This window comes from Pseudomonas onubensis (genome assembly GCF_965653655.1).
Lineage (GTDB): Bacteria > Pseudomonadota > Gammaproteobacteria > Pseudomonadales > Pseudomonadaceae > Aquipseudomonas.
In genome coordinates this window covers 1-23,864 of sequence record NZ_CBFHAZ010000048.1, presented here as the reverse complement: position 1 = coordinate 23,864, position 23,864 = coordinate 1, and the positions used below count along the sequence as shown (strand labels likewise).

Genomic DNA, 23,864 nt, shown 5'->3' with positions numbered 1-23,864 from the left:
CCACATAGAAGCGCTTTTAGGCGAACCGCCCGCCTTTTTTTCGCAGGTAGATCATCTGCGCTGTCACGCCAATAACCAGCGCCAGCGCGATGCTGCCTTGTGCGCCGAGCAGCACGGGGGATTGCAGGTCTGTCACGAACGGGTGCCCGTCGGGCACGCGGCGCAGTGTTTCGGATACGGTGGGTACCATCAGGAAAAATGCGGTCAGGCTCAGGAAGATTGTTTCCAGGTATGCGCGTGCACGGCCCAGCCAGGCTAGGCGCCCTACTGCATATCCGGCTGCGAGCAGGGCAAGGGTGATGACGCCGATGATGTTGCTCACTGGCTGTTTGGCGACCAGGAATACGCTGAAGGCGCCGATCAGCATCGATGCCAGGTAGAGCTTGCCGGGTGTTGAGCGGGGCACGATGCGGCCGTGGCGGATGAACATGTAGGCGGCCAGTGGGATGGCGGGCAGGCTGCCGAGGGTGTGGAGCCAGCCGAGGGGGGAGATTCCGAACATGGTGTGTGTCCCTTGTAAGTGGATGATGTGCATAAACGGCTGGCGCTGGAAACGTGCATTGCGATGGCGGCGGCGCGCTATGATCTGGGGATCAGCTTAGTGAAGGTGTGGCCGGGTAGACATGATGAATCCCCTCGATAACTTGATCATTCATCCAGAAATGCAGTTGGAGGGGCTGGCCAAGGGCGATCTGTTGTCGCAGGTGCTGGCGCAGATTCGTCTGACGGGTGATCGGGTGTATTCCTCTACGTTGGCCGACCAGCAGCCGCTCGATCTTGATGAAAACAGCGCGCATATCTGCGTGCTCCAGCAAGGCCAGTTGCAACTGGAGGGCGGCGGCCAGGCGCCGATGACGCTGCAACAGGGTGATGTGCTGTTGCTGCCTCACGACCCTACGGGCATGACGCTGACGGCGTGCGATGGGCCTGCCAGTGTGGTGGTGTGTCGGTTCTGGTTCGACGCGAGCAGTTTTCAGGCGATGCTGTTTGCCCTGCCCCGGCTTATCCATATTCGGCAGACCGAAGCCGCGGCCTGGGCCGAAGGCATTCTGCATTTCATGTTGCTTGAGGCCCATGACACGCAGCCGGGCGGGGCGTTGATGATTTCACGCCTGATTGATTTGGTGGTGATCCGCATCCTGCGCACGTGGGTGCAGCAAGGGGCTGCGTCGGGGTGGCTGGGCGGGTTGTCGGATGCGCGTATCGCGCGGGCGTTGAGGGCTATTCATGCAGCGCCGGGCCAGCAGTGGCGCATTGATGCGCTGGCGGAGATGGCCGGTATGTCGCGTTCCAATTTCTGCGAGCGGTTCAGCGCGTTGGTGGGGCGCTCGCCCTTGCGGTATCAAAATGAGTGGCGGCTGACCCTGGCCAAAAGCATGCTCGCCAAGCAGGAAGGTCGCATCGGCGAGGTGGGTTTTGCGATTGGCTATGAGTCCGAGGCCGCGTTCAGTCGGGCCTATAAAGCCTTTTTCGGGCGCTCGCCTCGGGATGATAACGCGCGGCCAGGTTAGACCGGGCGTGACGGTGTATCAGTGCCCGGCGCTTTGCCCGCCGTCCACGTGCAGGATCTCGCCGGTGACAAACCCGGCGCTCTCCAGGTAGGTGATCGCCTGGGCGATATCACTCACTTCACCCATACGCCCCACCGGGTGCAGTTGCCCCAGCGCCGCATGGGTGTCTTCGCCGTGCATCGGCGTCTTGATGATGCCCGGGCTTACCGCGTTCACCCGAATACCGCGTTTGGCGTACTCAATCGCCAGGGATTTGGTCGCGGCATTCAGCCCGCCTTTGGTGAGGCTGGCGAGTACCGAAGGCACGCCGTCGATAGCGTGGTCGACCAGGCTGGTGGTGACATTGACGATGTGGCCGGCGCCGTGTTTTTCCATCTCGGCGATGGCCAGTTGGGTGATGTAGAAAAAGCCGTTGAGGTTTACCGCCAACACGTTGGCGTAATCGTCCTGGGTGTAGGCCGTAAAGGGTTTGGCGATGAAGATGCCGGCGTTGTTGATCAGGCTGTCGACGCGCCCGAAGGTGGCCAAAGCTTCGCGGATGACGCGCTGGGCGGTGGCGGGGGCGGCGATGTCGCCGGGCACTGTGAGGATGTTCGGGTCGGTGGACGGCTGGATCGAACGCGAGGTGGCAACCACGCGATAATCGAGGGCGCGGTAGGCTTGGACCACGGCGGCGCCGATGCCTTGGGAGGCGCCGGTGATGATCACGACTTTGCTCATTGTGTTTCTCCGGTAAGGGCTTGGGATTTGCGGTATTCGGTGGTGGTGACGCCGGCGTAGCCCCAGTTATCGGTGTCGATTTCTTCGATGACGATGTGGGTCAGGTCCGGGCGCTTGTTGAGCACGCGTTCGAGGGTTTCGGTGAACTCGGCGATGACTTGGGCTTTTTGCTCAGGGGTCACGCCGTCACGGGTGATGCGCAGGCTGACGAAGGGCATGGTGTTGGCTCCAATGGGCGGGCAGTGAGGCCAATTTAGGCCTGCGCCTGGAGCGGATAAAGATGGGCCGGAGTACTTCATTAGTGATGCGGTGTAACAAGTTCGTGTGCAACACGCAGACATAAAAAAACCCCGAACCAGTCGGGGTTTTTTATTGCCTGGAATCAGGCGCGACCTGCGATCAATTAGAAAACGTTGATCGGGTAGTCGGCGAACAGACGGATTTCGTTACCGCCTACGTTGTAGTTGCTGGCGTTGTTGGAGACGCGCAACCACGACGCACGAGCGCGCAGGCTCAGGTCTTTGGCTGGGCCACTTTGAACGACATATTTGAACTGGTTGAAGATTTCACGCTCGGTGCCACTGCCACGGTTGGACCCGTCGTCAATGTTGGTGCCGCGCACGTAAGCGATGTTGTAGGTCAGGCCAGGCACGCCGAAGGCGCTGAAGTCCAGGCCGTAGCCTGCTTGCCAGGAGCGCTCGTCCTTGCCGTTGAAGTCGGACCAGTAGGAGTTGGCCAGCAAGATGGTATTGCCGCCGTCGCCGATACCGCCAGCGTTGCGGTAGCCGCCGTACAGGTAGCCGGTGTCGCCGGTGCTGCGCTGGTGAGCGAGGGTGAAGCTGTGCGGGCCAACAGCCCAGGTAGCGCCCAGGCTCCAGATTTTGTTGTCGCGGGCGTCCGCGTCACCTTGGTTTTCCAGGGCGAAGCTGCGGTCCAGCTTGGTTTTGTAGCCGTTGAAGTCAAAGGTCAACGATTGCTTTTCTGGCAGGGCCAGCACGTAGTTGACGTTGACGTATTGCTTCTTCAGCACGTCCTGCATGTTGGAGGCGTACAACGCGGCCGACAGGCTTTCGGTGAATTTGTAGCTACCACCGATGTAGTCGATGCTTTTCAGCGCGCCACTGTCGGAACCTTCGGCGCTCTTGCGGGCTTCCTTGGTGAAGTGACCAGCGTCCAGTTGCAGGCCGGCGATCTCTTTGGAAACGATCGAGGTGCCCTCGTAGGTTTCCGACAGCAGGCGCGAGTTGTCATATTGCAGGACCGGCACGGCTGGCATCTGCTGACCGTATTTGATCACGGTGTTGGAGATGCGCGCCTTGACGGCTGCGCCGCCCTTGGCCAGGTCGTTGGCTGCTTCGCCGCTGTCGCCTTGCTTGAAGAAGTCGATACCGCCAGCGCCGCTGCGACCTTTACCGCCGTCCAGGCGAATGGCGTATTGGCCGATCACGTCCACACCCACACCGACGGTGCCTTGGGTGAAGCCGGACTCGAACTTGCCGATGAAGCCCTGGCCCCATTCGGCTTTGTCTTGCTTGCCGTTTTTGTAGTCACGGCTGATGTAGGCGTTACGTGCTGCGATGTTCAGGTGGCTGTCGTCCACGAAACCCTTGGATTGCTCCTGGTCGTTAGCCATTGCTGTCGATGCGCTCAAAATCCCCAGAGCGATCAGACTCATCCGTTGCTTCAACATTTCTTATATTCCTTATTACTGGTTGAGTACGCGCTGTGACACCAGGCTCCGTGTTGCTTTTCTGGTGTCGACGCTATCCAGAAAAAAGAAGGCCCGCGGACGACTGAACTGCCGCGGGCCTTTTTTTATTGGATGAGTCATGGCGGTGAGCCACAGGCGTTGGGCGCAATCCTATGCGCGCGTTGAACTATGTGTCAATTTCGTGAATCGTCTGTATTTAGGCGAAATAATTCTAAGCGGTGCATTCCAAGGCCTTCGCTCAGGCCTGAAAAATCGTCTGATTCGTCAAGAAAACACATTATGTAACATTTTTAGCAGCGGCATGTTTGGGAATAGATAACCTGCGCAAATGCAAAGCATTACCATTCGCACGCTTTTCTCTTTCCAACACTTTTGGACACATTCCCAATGCCTGCCCCTCGCCTGACGCCCATCACTTTTGGGCTTTCTGTTTTGCTGTCTGCCGGTTTCGCCTGCGCCGCCACGGTCTTGCCTGAAACGTCGGTGAGCGCCGAAGCTGATGAAGACGACCCACGCGTCAAGGAGACCAACACCGCCACCCGCACGGCCACCTCGGTGCGTTATGTGCCCCAGGCCATCGACTCGGTTAAAACCGAAAGCCTGCGTTCCTATGGCACCAACGACCTGGGCCAGGCGTTAAGCGGCATTCCCAACGTCAGCAGCGGCGCCGATACGCGCTTCGACAGCCTGCGTATCCGGGGTTTTGACGCGAGCAATGACTTCTACCTGGACGGCATCCGCGACGACAGCCAGTACGTGCGCGACCTGCATAACATCGAGCGCATCGAAGTGCTCAAAGGCCCGGCCGCCGTACTGTACGGGCGTGGCGGCCAGGGTGGGATCGTCAACCGCGTAAGCAAATTGCCCCAGGCGGGCCACACATCCAGCATTGAAGCCCAAGGCAGCAGCCAGGATTTGCGCAGCCTGTATGCCGACCTCAGCACCGACCCAACGGATAACATCAGCCTGCGCCTGAACATGGGCAACCAGGACAACAACAGCTTTCGCGACGGTGTGAGCGGCAATCGCCAACTGTTCGCGCCGTCGATGAGCTGGCAATTGACGCCGGACCTGAACTGGCTGGTGCAGTACGAATACAGCCGTTACAACCGCACGCCGGACCGTGGCATTCCCGGGGTCAACGGCCGCCCGGCCGATGTGAGCCGCAGCACGACCTACTTCGATAACCGCGATTACATCGACGATAAATCCCAGTCCCTGCGCTCCAAGCTGGCCTACGAGATCAACGCCAACTGGCAGCTGCGCCACACCCTCGGTGTGTTCAAGCTCGACAGCGATTTCGACAACACCTACCAGGTCGGCTACGACCCCAAAACCAACAAGGTCTCGCGCCAGCGTTGGCAACAAGACCTGAACACTCGCAACGTGTTCAACAACCTTGAGCTGGAAGGCGGTTTCGACACCTTCGGCCTGGAGCACCGCCTGCTCAGCGGCCTGGAGCTGGGCAGCCAGCGCCGTGATCCAAAGTTGTACAGCGCTACCGCCACCAACCGTGGCGGCCAGGCCGTGCCGAGCCTGGACCTCAACCAGCCCGACCGCCACTTGAGTCACACCGGGCGCATGAGTGTTTCCAGCAACAACCACACCGAAGTCGAAAGTCGCGCCCTTTACGTGCAGGACCAACTGCGCCTCAACGATCAATGGCAAGTGCTGGCCGGCCTGCGCTACGACCACTTTGAAGTGGACACCACCAGCAAGCTGCTCAACACCCAACAGGCGGTCGACAGCCACAGCACCAGCCCGCGCATCGGCCTGGTCTGGACGCCGCTGGAACATCACTCGTTCTATGCTTCCTGGAGCAAGACCTTCTCGCCAGCTGGCGGCGGCTTGATCGGCATCACCCCCAATGCCGCAGGCGCCGTCAACGACCTGAGCCCCGAGCTGACCAAGCAAAAGGAAATCGGGGTTAAAAGCGACTGGCTCGACGACCGCTTGAGCACCACCCTGGCCGTGTACGAGCTGGAACTCTACAACCGCCGCACCAGCGACCCACTGGACCGCACCATCACCCTGCTCACCGGCGAGCAACGCTCACGCGGCGTGGAGCTGACCGCCACCGGCAAAGTCGTCGGCAACTGGTACGTACGCGGTGGCATCGGCTTGCAGGATGCCAAGGTGGTGAAGGACAACAATGGCTTTGAAGGCAAGCGCATCAGCGACGTGGCCAAGCGCAATGCCAGCCTGTTTATCACCTGGAAACCGGAAATGGGCTGGTACGCAGAAACCGGCCTGACCCTGGTGGGCGACCGTTACGCCGACAACCTCAACACCGTGGTGCTGCCAGGCTATGGCCGCTGGGATGCGCTGGCCGGGTTCCGTCAGAAAGAATGGGACGTGCGCGCGGCGCTGAACAACATCGCCGATAAAAACTACTACGCCTCGGCCACCAGCGCAGCGCAGATCCAACCGGGCGAGCCGCGTAGCCTGGTAGTGACAGGCACCTACAGCTTCTAAGCCAATCACAATTCAAATGTGGGTGCGGGCTGATCGTTCCCACGCTCTGCGTGGGAATGCCTCCTGTGACGCTCTGCGTCACGACCTCAGAGGCGGGACGCAGAGCGTCCCGGGCTGCGTTCCCACGCGGAGCGTGGGAATGCCTCCTGTGACGCTCTGCGTCACGACCTCAGAAGCGGGACGCAGAGCGTGCCGGGCTGCGTTCCCACGCGGAGCGTGGGAACGATCAAATTTGGGTGTTCTTCAGGTTTTCAGGAGTTCGCACAGTGCTTGCAGCTCATCCTCACTGAACAACCCCGCCGGGTAGCGTTCGCTCATCACGCTGCGCACGTCAGGCTGTTGCTGCCTCACCTGTCGCGAGCCGTTTGCCTTCAACCACAGCGCCAGCGCATGGATCGCATCACCGCTAACCCGCGTCGGGTGGAACGGGCGCGTGTAGATCAGGTTGATATCGGCATTCATTTCAGCGCTCTCTCCTACTGCGTGAGCGGCTAACTTACTCAAGGTTTGTGACAGAACTGTGCAGTCATCACCTTGGGACACTGTGGCAACACCGATACAAGAGCTATGCCAATGTCCCGTGTTTATAGGCATTCGGACACAAAAAAGCCCGCAACCCAGCCAGGCTGCGGGCTTGCTGTAAGCGCTATAAACAGGTAGCGCTTAGCGTTCACTCAAACGCTGTTACAACCGCACTCAATTTTTGTGCGGGGCCGGCTGTTGTTGGGTCAGGCAATGGATATTGCCGCCGCCCAGTAACAGTTCGCGGCCCGGCACCATCACCACTTCGTGCTGTGGGAACAGGTTCTGCAGGATCTCTTTGGCTTGGCTGTCCAGCGGGTCGTCGAAGCTCGGCGCGATGATGCCGCCGTTGACGATCAGGAAGTTCACGTAGGAACCGGCCAAGCGCACAGTCGGATTACGTTCCTGCGAGCCGTCGACCGGATCGACACCGGCACATTCTTCTTCGGTGGCATACAACGGGCCTGGGATCGGCATTTTATGCACTGTGAACGAGCGGCCTTTTGCATCTGTGCTGCTTTGCAGCACGGCCATGGCCGCGTGGCAGCGCGCGTAGTTAGGGTCTTGCGGGTCATCGGTCCAGGCCAGCAACACTTCGCCGGGGCGCACGTAGCAGCAGAAGTTATCCACATGGCCGTCGGTTTCATCGTTGAACAGGCCGTCCGGCAACCAGATGACTTTATCCACCGCCAAATGGTCACGCAGCACCGCTTCGATCGCCGCGCGGTCCAGATGCGGGTTGCGGTTGCGGTTCAACAGGCACTCTTCGGTGGTGATCACCGTGCCTTCGCCGTCGACATGGATCGAACCGCCTTCCAGCACGAAGCCTTCGGTGCGGTAGCGCGGTGCGCGCTCGATCTCGAGGATCTTGCCGCCCACCTGCGAATCGCGGTTCCACGGCGCATACAGGCCGCCGTCAAAGCCGCCCCAGGCGTTGAAATCCCAGTTCACACCACGCACTTCGCCGCTGTTATTGATCACAAAGGTCGGGCCGGTGTCGCGCACCCAGGCGTCGTCGTTGGACATTTCCACCACGCGGATATTGGGCACATCCAGGCGCGCACGGGCGTTCTCGTATTGGCCGGCAGACACCGCGACCGTCACCGGTTCAAAGCGCGCAATGGCCTTGGCCACCGCCACATGCGCGGCCTGCGCCGGCTTGCCGCCCAGGCGCCAGTTGTCCGGGCGCTCGGGCCAGATCATCCAGGTTTGGGTTTGCGGCGCCCATTCGGCGGGCATGTAGAAGCCATCGGCGCGAGGTGTGCTGTGCAGGGTGGTCATGGCGTTCAGGACTCCGAATGGGGTGAAGGCCGACTTTATAACGGATAAAAATCGGCTTTAAAAGTGATAAAAGATCATAGTCGACAAATATGACAACCTTTAGCCGATAACAATCGACAACCTACAATTGCTCATCGAGCACTTTCGACAACATGTCGACAAAGAAATCCACGCTGCGTTTAGACGTCACCATCGGCGGCTTGATCTTGAGGATGTTGAGGTAGTCGCCGGTCGGCTGCATGAAAATCCCCAACTCGCGCAGGCGATCACACAGCAGCGCCGTCTCGGAAGTGGCCGGTTCCAGGCTGTGCCGATCACGCACCAACTCCAGCCCCAGGTAGAAGCCGGACCCGTGCACCGCGCCGACCAACGGGTGACGCTCGATCAACGCCTCCAGGCGCGCCTTGAAGTGCCCACCCACCACCTGGGCGTTTTCCCACAGCTTTTCTTCCTCCATCACATCCAGCACGGCCATGCCGATGCGGCAACTCACCGGGCTGCCGCCTGAGGACGAAAAGAAATACCCTTCGGCCTCCAGTGCCTCGGCGATTTCCCGGCGGGTGATCACCGCGCCCAACGGCTGGCCATTGCCCATGCCCTTGGCCATGGTGATGATGTCCGGCACCACGCCCTGCTCTTCGAAGCCCCAGAAAAAGTGGCCCATGCGCCCGTAACCCACCTGCACTTCATCGGCGATGCACACGCCGCCTTGGGCGCGCACCAAGGCGTACACCTGCTGCAAATAACCCGGCGGCAGCGAAATGCCACCGGCGTTGCCATACACCGGCTCGCAGATAAAACCTGCCAGTTGGCGCTGACTCGCGGCGATCTTTGCCAGGTTGTGCTCCACGCTGCGCACGTAATCGGGCGCACTGTCCTGCCCACGAAATTCGCCGCGATAGGTATTGGGCGCGGTCACCGGGTGCACCCAGTCCGGGCGGCTGCTCAGGGCTTGCGGGTTATCTGCAATCGAGGTGGACACCGCATCCGCCGCCACCGACCAACCGTGGTAGGCCTCCAGCACGCTGAGCATGTCGCGCCCGCCGCTGTAGGCCCACGCCAGGCGGATGGCCAGGTCGTTGGCCTCGGTGCCGCTGTTGACCAGAAACACCCGGTCCATACCTTGAGGTGCCAGCGCCAGCAAGCGCTCGGAAAACTCGGCAATGGCCGCGTAGTGAAAGCGCGAATTGGTATTGAGCAATGACCATTGCCGCGCCGCCACCGCTGCCATGCGCGGGTGGCCATGGCCAAGCACGGCGACGTTGTTGAGCATGTCCAGGTAGGAGCGGCCCTGCATGTCGATCAGATGGTTGCGCCAGCCGCGCTCGATGCGCGGCGGGTCGACGTAATAGTGTTTCTGCGAGCGGGCGAAGCTGGCATCGCGCCGCGCCAACAGGTCTTCGGGGTCCAACTCCGGCTGCGCATCACAGGCCAGCCCCAGCAGCGTCGCCGGCGATGGGCAAAGGGCCTGCCAGGCCTGCGCCCGGGACGGCGTGCAGAACAACGGCGGCTCGAGGTCGACGCGGCATAACTGCACGGTGAGCGGCGCGTGCACCTCACCCAGGACCTGCCCTGCCACCAGCACCGCGCCTGCCTTAAGGGCCGTGGTAACACCCCATAAACGCAGGTTCAACGCGGCGCTGTGTACGCACAGCACACCGTCGTCGCCGTGGCGCAACGTGCCAGCAAAAGGCGCTTCCAGCACGGTGCCATGGGGCAGGTGCAATTCCACGTGAAGGGGAAAAGTTTCCGGCTCCACGTCACTGTCGGCGCAGGTTCGCGACAGCCGATATTGCCCATAACGGCTGGCTGCCAAGCCATGCACCGCTGCGGCTTCATCCAGCAACCGCCGGTCGATGCCGGGCGCCTCCCAATTGCCCGCCTCAAAATGCGGGCTGAGGACGCCCAGGTCAATCAACGCAAACTCACGACCCACCAGGCCTGGCAGTAGCGGCGCGAAGTCTTGATCGGCAAGCGGCGTCAGCGCTTCACCGACGCAACTCAAAATGGCGGCCTCCATCAACTCGAAGGGCACGGAGGTCGCCACATGGAAAATTTCCCACTCGTGCTCGGCGTTTTTCTTTAAGTAACTATTGTCCGGGTCCAGGCGTTGCTGTTGTTCGCTGCTGAGCACCAGCACTGCCGCGCGGGCGACTATCAGCGGCCACAATGCCTGCAACTCTGCACGCGCCAGCGGCGTGACCGCGTGACACGCCTGGATCGCCGGCAAAATCGCGAAGGGATCACCGTCGGCATGGTGCAGCAGCGCCGCGCAGGTCACCGACAAGTCGGCAATGCGCCAGGTGTGCACCAGGTCGCCGAAATCGATCACGCCCTGAACCTGCCAATGCCGCTGGGCATCACGCTGCCACACCACATTGTCATCGGTGATGTCCATGTGCACGGCCTGCCATGGCAGGTGCTCGGCCAGCGGCGGCAGGCGGCGGCCGACCTGTTCGGCCACCTGCACCAGCGCCGTGCGCTGGGGCAGGTTTTCCAATGTGCCCAACAGGTGGGTAATCAGCGCCTGTGCGTGGCGCGGGTCCCATTGCAAGGTGCGCTCCAGGCCTGGATGGGTGAACGGGGCCAGCGCCAGGCTCATCCGCCCACACAGGTCGCCGAAGCCTGCGATCACCGCGCGGCCCAGATGCGGCAGATGGGTCGAAGGCTGGCCCTCGATGTAATCGAGCAGGCGCACATGCAGGGTTTGCCAGCCCAGCGCCACGGTGAGTAACTCGTCACCGCTGAGCGCCTTGATGACCTTGGGCACGCGAACATCCGCATGCGCCTGCAGCGCGTTGAAGGCCGCGTGCTGTGCCTGCAACTCGACTGCGGCGTAATCACCCCGGCAAATTTTCAATACAAACCGGCCGCGCTCGCTGTCGACGCGGTAGTTGAGGTCTTGCTGGCTGCCCAGTGCGTGCAAGGTGCCGGTAAGCCCGTAATAGTGTTCGAGCAGCTGTGCCGCCTGCTGTGCGTCTACGTGTGGGCAAGGCAAATTGGCGCGATGGATCAACGTGGCGAGCAACATTGTGACGACCTCGGTTTTTTTAAGCGTCTATATCGCCATTACCCGAGGGCAGAAGGCAACCCCCTCACACCGCCGCACGCTTGCGCCGCCCCGCTGCGCAACTCAAGCTATGCTCTGGCTTAATGTCTGTCTTGGAAAAAAGGCTCTCTGAATGCGCATTCTCATCACCGGCGGTGCCGGCTTCATCGGTTCTGCCCTGGTTCGTCACCTGATTCAACACACCGAGCACGAAGTGCTCAACCTGGACAAACTCACCTACGCCGGCAACCTGGAGTCACTCACCAGCATCGCCGCCAACAGCCGCTATGAGTTCGTGCAGGCCGACATCATCGACCAGGCCACCGTCAGCGCCGTGCTCGCGCGCTTTGAGCCACAGGCCATCATGCACCTGGCCGCCGAGTCGCACGTCGACCGCTCCATTGACGGCCCGTCGGACTTTATCCAGACCAACATCGTCGGCACCTACAGCCTGCTGGAAGCCACACGTGCCTATTGGCAGAGCCTGGAGGAACCGGCCAAGAGCGCGTTCCGTTTCCACCATATTTCCACCGACGAAGTGTACGGCGACCTCCACGGTGTGGACGACTTGTTCACCGAAACCACGCCTTATGCACCCAGCTCGCCGTATTCGGCCAGTAAAGCCGCCTCCGACCATCTGGTGCGCGCCTGGCAGCGCACCTATGGCCTGCCGGTGCTGCTGACCAACTGCTCGAACAATTACGGGCCGTTCCACTTCCCTGAGAAGTTGATCCCGCTGGTGATCCTCAACGCCCTCGCCGGCAAGCCGCTGCCGGTCTACGGTGACGGCCTGCAGGTCCGCGACTGGCTGTTCGTCGAAGACCACGCCCGCGCCTTGTTCAAAGTGGTCACCGAAGGTGTGGTGGGCGAGACCTACAACATCGGCGGTCACAACGAGCAGAAGAACATCGATGTGGTGCGCGGCATCTGCGGCCTGCTCGAAGAACTGGCGCCACAGCGCCCGGCCGGTGTGGAGAAGTTCACCGACCTGATCACCTTCGTCAAAGACCGCCCGGGCCACGACCAGCGCTACGCGATCGACGCGAGCAAGATCGAACACGAGCTGGGCTGGGTCCCGGAAGAAACCTTTGAAACCGGCCTGCGCAAAACCGTGCAGTGGTACCTCGATAACCTGGACTGGTGCCGCAGGGTCCAGGACGGCAGCTATCAAGGCGAGCGCCTGGGCAATACCGACCCAAAAGACCTGATCGCATAAAGTTCTGATCACACGACCCGTTCACCCGGCGAGGGAAACCAATGAATGTAATCGCGACCAAGCTGCCCGAAGTATTGATCCTCGAGCCGAAGGTATTTGGCGATGAACGTGGCTTTTTCTATGAGAGTTTCAACGCCAAGGCGTTTGCCCAAGCCACCGGCCTGCAACTGGAGTTTGTGCAGGACAACCACTCCCGTTCGCAAAAGGGCGTGCTGCGGGGCTTGCACTACCAGATAGAAAACACCCAGGGCAAACTCGTGCGGGTAACCGCCGGTGAGGTCTTGGACGTGGCGGTGGATATCCGCCGCAGCTCGCCCACTTTCGGCCAGTGGACCAGCGTACGCCTGTCCGCCGAAAACAACCGCCAGCTGTGGGTTCCAGAGGGGTTCGCCCATGGTTTTGTGGTGCTCAGCGACCATGCCGAGTTCCTCTACAAGACCACTGACTACTACACGCCTTCGGCTGAGCGTTGTATTCGCTGGGACGACCCGGCACTCAAGATTGACTGGCAGTTTGAAGGCACGCCAACCCTGTCCGCCAAGGATCAGAACGGCAAGGCCTTGGCAGACGCCGATCTGTTTGCATGACCGGCGAGTGCCTTGCACGCCGGCCCTAGGCATAATGCGCCTGTCCCCACAGGCGCATGACTCCCATGACTCCACCCCTCCCGCGTAGACCTCGTTGGCGCAGCCTCGCCTTACTGGCGTTGTGCCTGGCACCGCTGCTGTGGCCGCTGGAGCATCTGGCCGAGCGCTATTACCGCAGCGAACTGGCCGGGCAGAACCGTCAAACCCTCGACCTGTACGTCGCCAACCTGCTCGGCACCCTGCACCGCTATGAAGTGCTGCCGCAGATCCTCGGTGACTTGCCGGCCCTGCGCACCGCGCTGGACGCGCCCCACGTCAGCGCCAACCTGACCAACGCCAACCTGCTGCTCAAGGACGTCGCCGCCCAGGCCGGGGTGGAAGTGATGTACCTGATGGACACCACCGGCAAGACCCTCGCCGCCTCCAATTGGGACAAGCAGGACAGTTTTGTCGACCGCAATTTCTCGTTCCGGCCCTATTTCAGCGAAGCCATGGCCGGGCGCCTTGGGCGGTTTTTCGGCCTGGGCACCACCTCGGCCAAACGCGGCTACTTCTTCGCCGCCGCCGTGCGTGACGGCGCAAAAATAATCGGCGTGCTGGTGGTCAAGGTCGACCTGGACCACACCGAAAGCCTGTGGGGTAAAACTCCCGAGCAACTGCTGGTGACCGACCACAACGGCGTGGTCATCCTCACCTCACGCCCGCAATGGCGCTTCCGTGCGACCCGACCGCTCACGGCAGAAGAACGCCAGGCAATCATCGCCATCCAGCCCTACCCGACCCGCGACCCGCAACCGCTGGCGCTGAGCACCACGGCGTGGCTGCGCCAATCCACGGCCATCGCCGAGACCGGCTGGACCGTAGAAATCCTCGCGCCGCGCTCGCTGATCAATCGCCCGGTACGCACCGTGGTGGCCGTTGGTGGTGCGACGCTGTTGGTGCTGATGTTGCTGCTGGGTCTGATGATGCAGCGCCGTCGCCATTACCTGGAGCGCATCGCCTTCGAAGCCAAGGCCCGCCGCGAGCTGGAAGCGCGTGTGATCGAGCGCACCAGCGACCTCGAAGGCCTCAACCGCCGCCTCAAACAGGAAGTGCTGGAGCGTGAACACGCCCAGCAGGAACTGGTGCGCGCCCAGGATGACCTGGTACAGGCCGGTAAGCTGTCGGCGCTGGGCACCATGTCGGCGAGTATCAGCCACGAACTCAACCAGCCGCTGGCGGCGATCCGCAGCTACGCGGAAAACGCCGAGATCCTGCTCGACCACGAGCGCACCAACGACGCCCGTGGCAACCTCAAGCTGATCAGCGAACTGACCGGACGCATGGCCTCGATCATCGCGCACCTGCGCGCCTTTGCTCGCCGCGACCGCCACGCCCCGGAAAGCGTGGCCCTGCAACCGGCACTCGACGATGCCCTGGCGTTGCTGGCCAAGCGGCGGCGCTCGATGGAAGTGGAGTTGATCCGCGATTTGCCCGAGGCGACTTTGTGGGTGCAAGCCGGCGAAACCCGCCTGCGCCAGGTGCTCGGCAACTTGCTGGCCAACGCCCTCGACGCCCTCACCGAAAAAGGCCCGCCGCGCAAACTGTGGTTGAGTGCCCAAACCACCGAACAGGGCGTCAACCTGTACATTCGCGACAACGGCCCAGGTTTTTGCATGGAAGCCCTGGGCCGCGCCAGCGAGCCGTTCTACACCACCAAGACCCGCACCCAGGGCTTGGGGCTGGGCCTGGCGATCTGTGACACCTTGATGCGTGCCTTTGGCGGCGAACTGTTGTTCGCCAACCACAAGGAAGGCGGCGCGCTGTTAACCCTGAAATTGCGTGCCGGCTCGCCGGGCGTGAGTCTGCAACCGTCCGAGGACCGCAGTGTATGAGTATCGATAACCAGATCCAGGTGGTGTTGATCGACGACGATCCACACTTGCGTCAGGCCCTGTGCCAGACCCTGGACCTGGCCGGGCTTAAAGTCCTGACCCTGGGCGAAGCCACGGGCCTCACGGCGCGTCTGTCCCGCGATTGGCCGGGCGTGGTGGTCAGCGATATCCGCATGCCCGGCATGGACGGCCTGGAGCTGCTGGCCGAACTGCACGGCCAGGACCCGGACCTACCGGTGTTGCTGATAACCGGCCACGGCGATGTGCCGCTGGCGGTGCAGGCCATGCGCGCCGGGGCCTATGACTTTCTCGAAAAACCTTTCGCCAGTGATGCGCTGCTCGACAGCGTGCGCCGCGCACTGGCCCTGCGCCGCCTGGTGCTGGACAACCGCAGCCTGCGCCTGGCCCTCAGTGATCGCCAGCAATTGAGCACACGGCTGGTCGGGCATTCGCCGCAGATGTTGCGCCTGCGTGAACAGATCGGCGCCCTGGCGGCGACCCGTGCCGACGTGCTGATCCTCGGTGAAACCGGCGCCGGCAAAGAAGTCGTGGCCCGCGCCCTGCACGACCTGTCGAGCCGCCGCAGCGGGCCGTTTGTGGCAATCAACGCCGGCGCCCTGGCGGAATCGGTGGTGGAGAGCGAGCTGTTCGGCCACGAGCCCGGCGCCTTTACCGGCGCGCAGAAGCGCCGTATCGGCAAGTTCGAATTCGCCAATGGCGGCACGTTGTTTCTGGATGAAATCGAAAGCATGAGCCTGGACGTGCAGGTCAAGCTGCTGCGCCTGTTGCAGGAGCGTGTGGTCGAGCGTTTGGGGGGTAATCAGCTGATCCCGCTGGATATCCGCATCATCGCCGCCACCAAGGAAGACCTGCGCCAGGCCGCCGACCAGGGACGCTTCAGGGCCGACTTGTATTACCGTCTCAACGTTGCACCGCTGCGCATTCCGCCACTGCGCGAGCGCGGTGAAGACGCACTGATGTTGTTCCAGCATTTTGCCGACGAGGCCAGCAGCCGCCATGGCCTGCCGTTGCACGAGCTGCAACCGGGCCAACGCGCGCTGCTGTTGCGCCACAGCTGGCCGGGCAATGTGCGTGAACTGCAAAATGCAGCCGAGCGCTTTGCCCTTGGGCTGGAACTGGCACTCGATGCCACGGCGGACAACCCCGCTGCGGGCGTGCTGACGTCAACCTCTGGCGGTTTGAGCGATCAGGTCGAGCAGTTCGAAAAAAGCCTGATCGCCGCCGAACTGACCCGCCCCCACAGCTCGGTGCGCAGCCTCGCCGAAGCCTTGGGCATCCCGCGCAAAACCCTGCACGACAAACTGCGCAAGCACGGCCTGAACTTCGCCGACAGCGCCAGCCACAGCGCCGACGACGAATGACCCGCCAAGAGACCGCCATGAACCGCGACAGCCGCTACCTGGAATCGATCCTTCACCACGACATTCCCCTCACCCGGGAAATGGGCCTGAAGGTGCTCGACTGGCAACACAGCCAACTGCAGTTGCACCTGCCTCTGCAGGCCAATATCAACCACAAGAGCACCATGTTTGGCGGCAGCCTCTATTGCGGCGCCGTGTTGGCGGGTTGGGGCTGGCTGCACCTGAAGCTGCGCGAAGACGGCATTGAAGACGGGCATATCGTGATTCAGGAAGGGCAGATCAGTTATCCGCTGCCAGTGACCCAGGATGCGATTGCCATTTGCGCGGCGCCGGAAGACAAGGTGTGGAAGCGCTTTGTGGCGACGTACCAGCGCTATGGCCGAGCGCGGTTGGCGTTAGAGACGTGGATTGTGAATGAGGGCAGTGAAGAACGAGCAGTCAACTTTACTGGCCAATACGTCCTGCACCGCTAACTGCCACAACACAAAACCAAATGTGGGAGCGGGCTTGCTCGCGAAAGCGGAGTGCCAGTCACTGTATATGTGTCTGATACACCGTATTCGCGAGCAAGCCCGCTCCCACATTTTGATTTGCTGTGGCTTTAAGATCTGGCCAAAGTCAGTAACCTTTCGCGCCATGCGGCCTTGGCCGGCAACGCCAGAAAGAACGGATTGAGCAACGAAGCCCGCGCCGGATAGCTGAACGGCGCACCATTCAACTCCAACACTTCACCACCCGCCCCTTCCAGCACGCCCTGGGCTGCGGCCGTGTCCCACTGCGACGTCGGCGCCAGGCGCGGGTAGCAATCGGCACTGCCTTCGGCCAGCAGGCAGAATTTCAGCGAGCTGCCGATATTAGCCAGCTTCAGCTCACCCAAGCCTTCGCTCAAGCCGCTGAGCAGGCGCTCTTGCTCCGGACTGCTATGGCGGCGGCTGGCGACCACGGTAAAGGCCTCACCGGCCGCCGGGGTCTGGCGTACCTGGATCTGCTTGGGCGCCTCGCTCACGTCCGAGCGCCACGCGCCCAGGCCTGCGCCACCGAAGTAGCAGCGCCCACTGGTGGGCATCGATACCACGCCAAACACCACGCGGCCTTGTTCGATCAACGCAATGTTGACGGTAAACTCTTCGCTGCCGGAAATAAATTCCTTGGTGCCATCCAGCGGGTCCACCAACCACCAGCGCTGCCAGCCGGCACGCACGGTCTGGTCGATATCGGCGTCTTCTTCGGACAACACCGGAATGCTCGGGTCCAGGGCGGTAAGGCCCGCCAGAATCAGGTGGTGAGCCGCCAGGTCGGCCGCCGTCACCGGCGAATCATCCGCCTTGGAGGTGACCGCCACGTCCGCACGCCAATACGGCAGGATGACTTCACCCGCCTGGCGCGCCAGCTCGATCACAGGGGCAATAAACGGATGGCCTAAAAACAGTTCGCTCATGCGACAAAAGCTCCACGCTGGGTCAACAGGTCTCGTACCAAATACAGGGCCGCCAATGCACGGCCTTCACTGAACTGCTCGTTTTGCGCCAGCATCGACAGCTCGCGCAGGTTGACGCGCTCAACGCGCATCGGTTCAGGTTCATCGCCTTCCAGGCGTTCTTCATACAGCTCGGTGGCCAGTACCACCTGAATTTTCTGGCTCATATAACCAGGCGACAAGGACAGCTCGGTAATGTGCTCCAACTGACGCGCACCATAACCGGCCTCCTCCTTGAGTTCGCGGTTGGCCGCCGCCAGTACGTCCTCGCCAGGTTCGATCAAGCCCTTGGGCAACGACAATTCATATTCGTCGGTGCCGCCACAGTACTCTTCCACCAGCAACGCGTGGTCGGCATCGATCATCGCCACAATCATCACCGCGCCGTAACCGGCACCGCGGCCTACCAGGCGCTCGTAGGTCCGTTCAACGCCATTGGAAAAGCGCAATTGCACTTCCTCCACGCGGAACAAACGGCTACTGGCGACTATTTCGCGGGCGAGGACGGTGGGTTTCTGGCGCATAAGCGGCTCCTTGGCGTGATCGGGTTACTATACCGTGGCTTTTCCGATTGTCTGTGTCGGATATCTTTACTTACATGAGAACGCCCCATGCCCTCTTTGCCCTGGCACGCCATCGACACCGTCCTGCTGGACATGGACGGCACCTTGCTCGACCTGCACTTCGACAACCACTTCTGGATGGAGCACCTGCCCCAGCGCTATGCCGAGCTGCACGGCGTGAGCCGGGCCATGGCCGACATGGAGTTGCAGCCGCTGTTCGAGCGTAACGCCGGACAGTTGCAATGGTATTGCCTGGATTTCTGGAGTGCCGAGCTGAATATTCCGGTGCGCGAACTCAAACTGGAAACCGCGCACCTGATCGCCCTGCGCCCGGACGCGGACACCTTTCTGGCGGCGATCAAACAGGCCGGCAAGCGTGTGATTTTGATCACCAACGCCCATCGTGATTCGCTGTCATTGAAGTTGGAACGCATTGAACTGGCGCCGTATTTCGAGCGGTTGATCAGTTCCCACGACTACGGTTTCGCCAAGGAAAACCAGCAATTCTGGGATGCCTTGCAAGCCGACATCCAGTTCGACCCGGCCCGCAGCCTGTTTATTGATGACACCTTGCCGATCCTGCGCAGTGCGCGCGAGTTTGGCGTGGGGCATTTGCTGGCGGTCAAAGAGCCGGACAGCAAGAAGGGGCCAAAGGACACAGGGGAGTTTGCGGCAGTTGGGGATTACCGGGAATTGATTGTTGGGCTGTAGGAGCGAGCACGCTCGCTCCACAGGTCCCGCGCTTACTTGGCTGGAATACGCAGGGTCTGGCCTGGGTAGATTTTGTCCGGATGGGACAACAGCGGCTTGTTCGCCTCGAAAATCTTGTTGTACAGATTGGCATCGCCATAAACGGTTTTGGAAATGGCGCTCAAGGTGTCGCCCTTCTTCACCACGACAAAGGTGGCTGCAGCGACGACAGGACCGGAAACGGTAATCTGGTCATCAACACTGGCAACGCCGGCAACATTGCCCAGCGCCAGCAGTATTTTTTCTTTCTCTTCCTGGCTGGCGACTTCACCTGTCACGGTCACCTTGTCACCGTCGACGGTGGTTTGCACTTTGGGATTACCCAACCCGACCTTGGCCACGTGATCTTTTAACTGCTCACTCGCGTTGGCATTACCCGGCGTCAACAGATCAATCAACTTCTCGCCTGCTTCCTTAACAAAGCTAAGAATACTCATGGTGCGCTCTCCTTGGGATTTAAGTTCCAGATGCCCAAGACTAGACCAGTCCTGCAGACTTGGGTTCCAGGCCGGCCAAAGACCCAAACACGCTAGCCTCTGCGCTGCCTGGAATAAGGCCACTACAGACGCCGTGATCGACGCCATCTATCAATAGATCAGTACAGCCGATTAGACGCGACCCTTTGTCGCGCCTAGTCTAAAGATTGATCATTCCCTCGGTGGTACTGCCCCATGAACGCCAAGCGCCCAGTCTGCGCGGCGCCTGCCCTCGAAACGCCCGCGCCAGCCGCCAGCCAGAGCTACCAGTTTTGCAATCTCGAACACACTGAAATCGCCAGCACTGCATTGGCCGAAGAAGTGGCGTTGGCGATTGCCTATAACGACATCAGCCAGGCGGTGATGCTGGTGACGCCCACCGACCTGGAAGACTTTATCGTCGGTTTCAGCATCGGCAGCGGCATTATCACCGACGTTAGCGACATTTATGATCTGAAACTCACTGGCACAGGCTCTGCCCAGTACGCTCAAGTGCAGATCTCCAGCCGCGCCTTCTGGAACCTCAAGCAACAGCGCCGCCAGTTGGCCGGCACCAGCGGCTGCGGCCTGTGCGGTGTAGAAGCCGTAGAACAAGCCCTGCCGGACCTGCAAGTGCTGCCCGGTGCGCCCTTGCCGCCAGCCGAATGGCTCGACGGCCTGCGCCAACGTATCAGCGCGTTTCAACCCTTGGGCCAATACAGCGGCGCGGTGCATGCGGCGGTGTTTATGAATGACCAGGGCGAGTTGCTGATGGGCCGCGAAGACATCGGCCGGCATAACGCCCTGGATAAATTGATCGGCGCGCTGATCCGCCAAAAAATTCCGACCGACGGCGGCCTGGCCATTGTCACCAGCCGCTGCAGCCTCGAATTGATTCAAAAAGTGTTGCGCGCAGGCATCCAGACCCTGGTCAGCCTGTCGTCGCCCACCGGCCTGGCCCTGCAATGGGCACGCCGGCACAACCTCAATCTCATCCACCTGCCGCAGAAAAGTGCGCCGCGGGTTTACAGCCCCGCGATGGAGAACCAGCCATGAGCATGCATCACCAAGCCGACCAAACCCCGACCCCGCGCTACAAGCCTTACAAAGGCCCGGCCGGCGGCTGGGGCGCACTGATCAGCGTGGCGCAGGCCTGGCTGACCAGCGACAACGCCATGAAAAACCTGCGCATGATGCTCAAGACCAACCAGAACGGCGGTTTCGACTGCCCTGGCTGCGCCTGGGGCGATTCGCCGGAAAGCGGCATGGTCAAGTTCTGCGAGAACGGCGCCAAAGCGGTCAACTGGGAAGCCACCAAACGCCGCGTGGACGCCGCCTTCTTCGCCAAGCACAGCGTGACCGCGCTGCTGGAGCAGAGTGACTACTGGCTGGAATACCAAGGCCGCCTGACCGAGCCGATGCGCTATGACGCCGAGACCGATCGCTATAAAGCCATCAGCTGGGAAGCCGCCTTTGACTTGATCGGCAAGCACCTCAATGCCCTGCCAAGCCCGGACATGGCCGAGTTCTACACCTCGGGCCGGGCCAGCAACGAAGCGGCTTACCTGTACCAGCTGTTTGTGCGCGCCTACGGCACCAACAATTTCCCCGACTGCTCGAACATGTGCCACGAAGCCAGCGGCGTCGCCCTGGCGCAAAGCGTCGGCGTCGGCAAAGGCACCGTGACCTTTGATGACTTCGAACATGCCGATGCGATTTTCGTCTGGGGCCAGAACCCCGGCACTAACCACCCGCGCATGCTCGAACCGCTGCGCGAAGCGGTAAAACGTGGCGCGCAGGTGGTGTGTATCAACCCGCTCAAAGAGCGTGGTCTGGAACGCTTCCAGCACCCGCAACACCCGCTGGAAATGCTCACCAACGGCGACAAGCCGACCAACACCGCGTACTTCCGCCCGGCGCTGGGTGGCGACATGGCGATACTGCGCGGCATGGCCAAGTTCCTGCTGCTGTGGGAGCGCCAGGCCCAGGCCGAAGGCAAAGAGGCGGTGTTCGATCACGACTTCCTCAATGAACACAGCGTCAATGTGCTGGAGTACCTGGGCCAGATCGACGACACCTCGTGGGATGAAATCGTCGCGCAGTCCGGCCTCAGCCTGGTCGAGATCGAACAAGCGGCGCGCATGTACGCCAAAGGCAAAAACGTGATCATGTGCTGGGCGATGGGCATCACTCAGCATCGCCATTCGGTGCCGACCATCCAGGAAATCGCCAACCTGATGCTGCTGCGCGGCAACATCGGCCGCCCAGGCGCCGGCCTGTGCCCGGTGCGCGGTCACAGCAACGTGCAGGGCGACCGCACCATGGGCATCAACGAACGCCCGCCGGTGGCGTTTTTGGATTCGCTGGAGCGTCGCTTCCAGTTCCAGGTGCCGCGCACCAACGGCCACAACGTGGTCGAGGCGATCCATGCCATGCTCGAGGGCCGCTCCAAGGTGTTTATCGGCCTGGGCGGCAACTTCGCCCAAGCCACGCCAGACAGCCCGCGCACCTTTGAAGCCCTGCGCAGCTGCGACCTGACCGTGCAGATCAGCACCAAACTCAACCGCAGCCACCTTATGCACGGCAAAGATGCGCTGATCCTGCCGTGCCTGGGCCGTACCGACATCGATATCCAGGCCGACGGCCCGCAAGCCGTCACAGTGGAAGACTCGTTCAGCATGGTGCACGGCTCCAATGGCCAACTGCAGCCACTGTCGAAGCTGATGAAGTCCGAGCCGGCGATTCTGGCCGGGATTGCCGCCGCCACGTTGGGCAGCAAGCCGGTGGACTGGAACTGGCTGGTGGCCGATTACGGGCGCATCCGCGACCTGATCGCCGACACCATCCCAGGCTTCAAGGACTTCAACGAACGCATCAAGCACCCAGGCGGTTTCTACCTGGGCAACTCCGCCGGCGCACGCCGCTGGAACACGCCGTCGGGCCGCGCCAATTTCCGCCCAAATGTGCTGCCCAAAGACCTGATCCACGAACGCACCCACGCCACAGGCCGGGTGCCGGACCTGATCATGCAGTCGATGCGCTCCCACGATCAGTACAACACCACGATTTATGGCCTGGACGACCGCTACCGTGGGGTCAAAGGTCAGCGTGACGTGCTGTTCGTCAACGAAGCCGACATCATCCGCCTGGGCTTCAAGCCGGGGCAGAAGGCCGACATCGTGTCGCTGTGGGAGGATGGCCGCGAGCGCCGCGTGAAGGGCTTTACCTTGCTGGCGTTTGATATTCCGGCGGGCCAGGCGGCGGCGTATTACCCGGAAGTGAACCCGCTGGTGCCGCTGGAAAGCACCGGGGATGGCAGCCATACGCCGACGTCGAAGTTCGTGGCGATTTGCCTGGAAGCGGCGAGCGACAGTGGCTTGATCATGGCCCGCTCAGCCTGACTTGATCCGGGCTCTTCTTTGCTTGAGCTGCCGCTTTCGCGAGCAAGCCCGCTCCCACACTTGAAATGCATTCCAAATGTGGGAGCGGGCTTGCTCGCGAAGAGGCCGGCACAGTCGCCCTCTATTTTTCAGACGCAAAAAAAGGCCGCTTTTGCATAAAAGCGGCCCTTCCGAAGTAGCTAAAGACTCGCAAAAACAACTTAAGTTCCCCATACAAAACAGCAACTTAGCAAATTGTATACAACCTGTACCGCCGGTCGGTTTTCGATTGTCAGCGCCTCGATACAACCTCAGGATCGCGCCGTCATCCTCTTGAGGTCTCTCTATGAAGTTCTCCTCGATTCTCTTGTTGTCCCTTGGCCTGGTCAGTGGCGCAGCCATGGCCGGTGGCACCACCGAAGCCGGTGTGGGCGGCGCATTGGGCGGGGTTCTAGGTTCGGTTGTCGGCCAGCAGTTGGGCGGCAACACCGGTTCGACCATCGGCGCAGCCCTGGGTGGCGCAGGCGGTAGTGCGGTGGGTGCCGATAAACGCAGCCGTGGCGAAGCCGCCATCGGTGGCGCACTGGGCGCAGCCGGCGGCAACGTCGTGGGCCGCAGTGTTGGCGGCAGCACCGGCGCACTGGTCGGTTCAGCAGCCGGCGGTGGCGCGGGCGGCGCGCTGGGCAACTACATGGGCAACAAGAGCGATGACGACGACCGCCGTTACCGCGGGCGTGATAACCGCCGCTATGACCGTGATGACCACCGTGGACGCGGGCATGCCTATGGGCATCGCAAGAACAAGCACCACTACCGTCATCGGTAAGGCCTAAAGAACACTGAATAACCAGTGTGGGAGCGGGCTTGCTCGCGAAAGCGGAGTGTCAGTCAACTAATTTGCTGGCTGACAC

21 protein-coding genes are annotated in these 23,864 nt (G+C 61.5%); 11 read left to right on the top strand and 10 right to left on the bottom strand.

Features of this window, described 5'->3' with window-relative positions:
• Positions 1–16: 16 nt before the first annotated feature.
• Positions 17–502, bottom strand: coding sequence for a hypothetical protein (locus tag ACTD9P_RS16785; protein WP_438868569.1), 486 nt, complete (start codon positions 500–502; stop codon positions 17–19).
• Positions 503–623: 121 nt separating this feature from the next.
• Here ACTD9P_RS16785 and ACTD9P_RS16780 point away from each other — a divergent pair, with 121 nt between their 5' ends.
• Entirely contained in the window at positions 624–1,511 is an 888-nt protein-coding gene (locus ACTD9P_RS16780) for an AraC family transcriptional regulator (protein WP_438868568.1), read from the top strand.
• Positions 1,512–1,529: 18 nt separating this feature from the next.
• Here the strand turns inward: ACTD9P_RS16780 and ACTD9P_RS16775 are convergent, their stop codons facing one another.
• The 3 genes from ACTD9P_RS16775 to ACTD9P_RS16765 form a co-directional block, all read right to left on the bottom strand.
• A complete protein-coding gene (locus tag ACTD9P_RS16775) occupies positions 1,530–2,231 on the bottom strand; it encodes an SDR family NAD(P)-dependent oxidoreductase (protein ID WP_438868567.1) in 702 nt (233 codons plus the stop codon).
• Complete coding sequence (locus ACTD9P_RS16770; protein ID WP_438868566.1) at positions 2,228–2,449, bottom strand: tautomerase family protein; 222 nt, start codon at positions 2,447–2,449, stop codon at positions 2,228–2,230. The genes ACTD9P_RS16775 and ACTD9P_RS16770 overlap by 4 nt, the downstream gene beginning before the upstream one ends.
• Positions 2,450–2,634: 185 nt before the next feature.
• Positions 2,635–3,921, bottom strand: a complete 1,287-nt coding sequence (locus tag ACTD9P_RS16765) for an OprD family porin (protein ID WP_200431115.1) — start codon at positions 3,919–3,921, stop codon at positions 2,635–2,637.
• Positions 3,922–4,329: 408 nt separating this feature from the next.
• Between ACTD9P_RS16765 and ACTD9P_RS16760 the strand changes: the two genes are divergently transcribed.
• A complete protein-coding gene (locus ACTD9P_RS16760; RefSeq protein WP_438868564.1) occupies positions 4,330–6,417 on the top strand; it encodes a TonB-dependent receptor in 2,088 nt (695 codons plus the stop codon).
• Positions 6,418–6,660: 243 nt separating this feature from the next.
• Here ACTD9P_RS16760 and ACTD9P_RS16755 read toward each other — a convergent pair whose 3' ends face one another.
• The 3 genes from ACTD9P_RS16755 to ACTD9P_RS16745 form a co-directional block, all read right to left on the bottom strand.
• On the bottom strand, positions 6,661–6,879 hold the full coding sequence (locus ACTD9P_RS16755; protein WP_138817287.1) for a hypothetical protein: 219 nt from the start codon (positions 6,877–6,879) through the stop codon (positions 6,661–6,663).
• Between the two features lie 234 nt (positions 6,880–7,113).
• Positions 7,114–8,220 carry an agmatine deiminase gene (gene aguA, locus ACTD9P_RS16750; RefSeq protein ID WP_138817288.1) on the bottom strand — a complete coding sequence of 369 codons (1,107 nt, stop codon included), beginning with the start codon at positions 8,218–8,220 and terminating at the stop codon, positions 7,114–7,116.
• Positions 8,221–8,341: 121 nt separating this feature from the next.
• Positions 8,342–11,251, bottom strand: a complete 2,910-nt coding sequence (locus ACTD9P_RS16745; RefSeq protein ID WP_438868563.1) for an aminotransferase — start codon at positions 11,249–11,251, stop codon at positions 8,342–8,344.
• A gap of 151 nt (positions 11,252–11,402) precedes the next feature.
• Here ACTD9P_RS16745 and rfbB point away from each other — a divergent pair, with 151 nt between their 5' ends.
• From rfbB to ACTD9P_RS16720, 5 genes are all read left to right on the top strand, one after another.
• Positions 11,403–12,485, top strand: coding sequence for a dTDP-glucose 4,6-dehydratase (gene rfbB, locus ACTD9P_RS16740; RefSeq protein WP_438868561.1), 1,083 nt, complete (start codon positions 11,403–11,405; stop codon positions 12,483–12,485).
• A 41-nt stretch (positions 12,486–12,526) separates the two neighbouring features.
• Positions 12,527–13,072, top strand: coding sequence for a dTDP-4-dehydrorhamnose 3,5-epimerase (rfbC, locus tag ACTD9P_RS16735; protein WP_438868560.1), 546 nt, complete (start codon positions 12,527–12,529; stop codon positions 13,070–13,072).
• A gap of 65 nt (positions 13,073–13,137) precedes the next feature.
• Complete coding sequence (locus ACTD9P_RS16730; protein ID WP_438868559.1) at positions 13,138–14,946, top strand: sensor histidine kinase; 1,809 nt, start codon at positions 13,138–13,140, stop codon at positions 14,944–14,946.
• Entirely contained in the window at positions 14,943–16,328 is a 1,386-nt protein-coding gene (locus tag ACTD9P_RS16725; RefSeq protein WP_065930830.1) for a sigma-54-dependent transcriptional regulator, read from the top strand. The genes ACTD9P_RS16730 and ACTD9P_RS16725 overlap by 4 nt, the downstream gene beginning before the upstream one ends.
• A gap of 17 nt (positions 16,329–16,345) precedes the next feature.
• Positions 16,346–16,801 carry a thioesterase domain-containing protein gene (locus tag ACTD9P_RS16720; protein ID WP_200431122.1) on the top strand — a complete coding sequence of 152 codons (456 nt, stop codon included), beginning with the start codon at positions 16,346–16,348 and terminating at the stop codon, positions 16,799–16,801.
• Between the two features lie 128 nt (positions 16,802–16,929).
• Here the strand turns inward: ACTD9P_RS16720 and cysQ are convergent, their stop codons facing one another.
• Both cysQ and nudE read right to left on the bottom strand, forming a co-directional pair.
• Positions 16,930–17,766, bottom strand: a complete 837-nt coding sequence (gene cysQ / locus ACTD9P_RS16715) for a 3'(2'),5'-bisphosphate nucleotidase CysQ (RefSeq protein WP_438868558.1) — start codon at positions 17,764–17,766, stop codon at positions 16,930–16,932.
• Entirely contained in the window at positions 17,763–18,329 is a 567-nt protein-coding gene (gene nudE, locus ACTD9P_RS16710) for an ADP compounds hydrolase NudE (protein ID WP_017135384.1), read from the bottom strand. The genes cysQ and nudE overlap by 4 nt, the downstream gene beginning before the upstream one ends.
• Before the next feature lie 87 nt (positions 18,330–18,416).
• Between nudE and yrfG the strand changes: the two genes are divergently transcribed.
• Entirely contained in the window at positions 18,417–19,079 is a 663-nt protein-coding gene (yrfG, locus tag ACTD9P_RS16705) for a GMP/IMP nucleotidase (RefSeq protein ID WP_438868557.1), read from the top strand.
• Between the two features lie 32 nt (positions 19,080–19,111).
• On the opposite strand, the gene lysM is transcribed toward yrfG, so the two are convergent.
• The gene (gene lysM, locus ACTD9P_RS16700; protein WP_438868556.1) at positions 19,112–19,555 is read right to left on the bottom strand and encodes a peptidoglycan-binding protein LysM; all 444 of its coding nucleotides are present in this window, start codon (positions 19,553–19,555) and stop codon (positions 19,112–19,114) included.
• 234 nt (positions 19,556–19,789) lie between these two features.
• Here lysM and fdhD point away from each other — a divergent pair, with 234 nt between their 5' ends.
• The 3 genes from fdhD (at position 19,790) to ACTD9P_RS16685 (ending at position 23,779) form a co-directional block, all read left to right on the top strand.
• A complete protein-coding gene (gene fdhD, locus ACTD9P_RS16695; RefSeq protein ID WP_438868555.1) occupies positions 19,790–20,629 on the top strand; it encodes a formate dehydrogenase accessory sulfurtransferase FdhD in 840 nt (279 codons plus the stop codon).
• The gene (locus tag ACTD9P_RS16690) at positions 20,626–22,974 is read left to right on the top strand and encodes an FdhF/YdeP family oxidoreductase (protein WP_219269099.1); all 2,349 of its coding nucleotides are present in this window, start codon (positions 20,626–20,628) and stop codon (positions 22,972–22,974) included. The genes fdhD and ACTD9P_RS16690 overlap by 4 nt, the downstream gene beginning before the upstream one ends.
• Before the next feature lie 325 nt (positions 22,975–23,299).
• Positions 23,300–23,779 carry a glycine zipper domain-containing protein gene (locus ACTD9P_RS16685; protein ID WP_138817298.1) on the top strand — a complete coding sequence of 160 codons (480 nt, stop codon included), beginning with the start codon at positions 23,300–23,302 and terminating at the stop codon, positions 23,777–23,779.
• Positions 23,780–23,864: the final 85 nt, after the last annotated feature.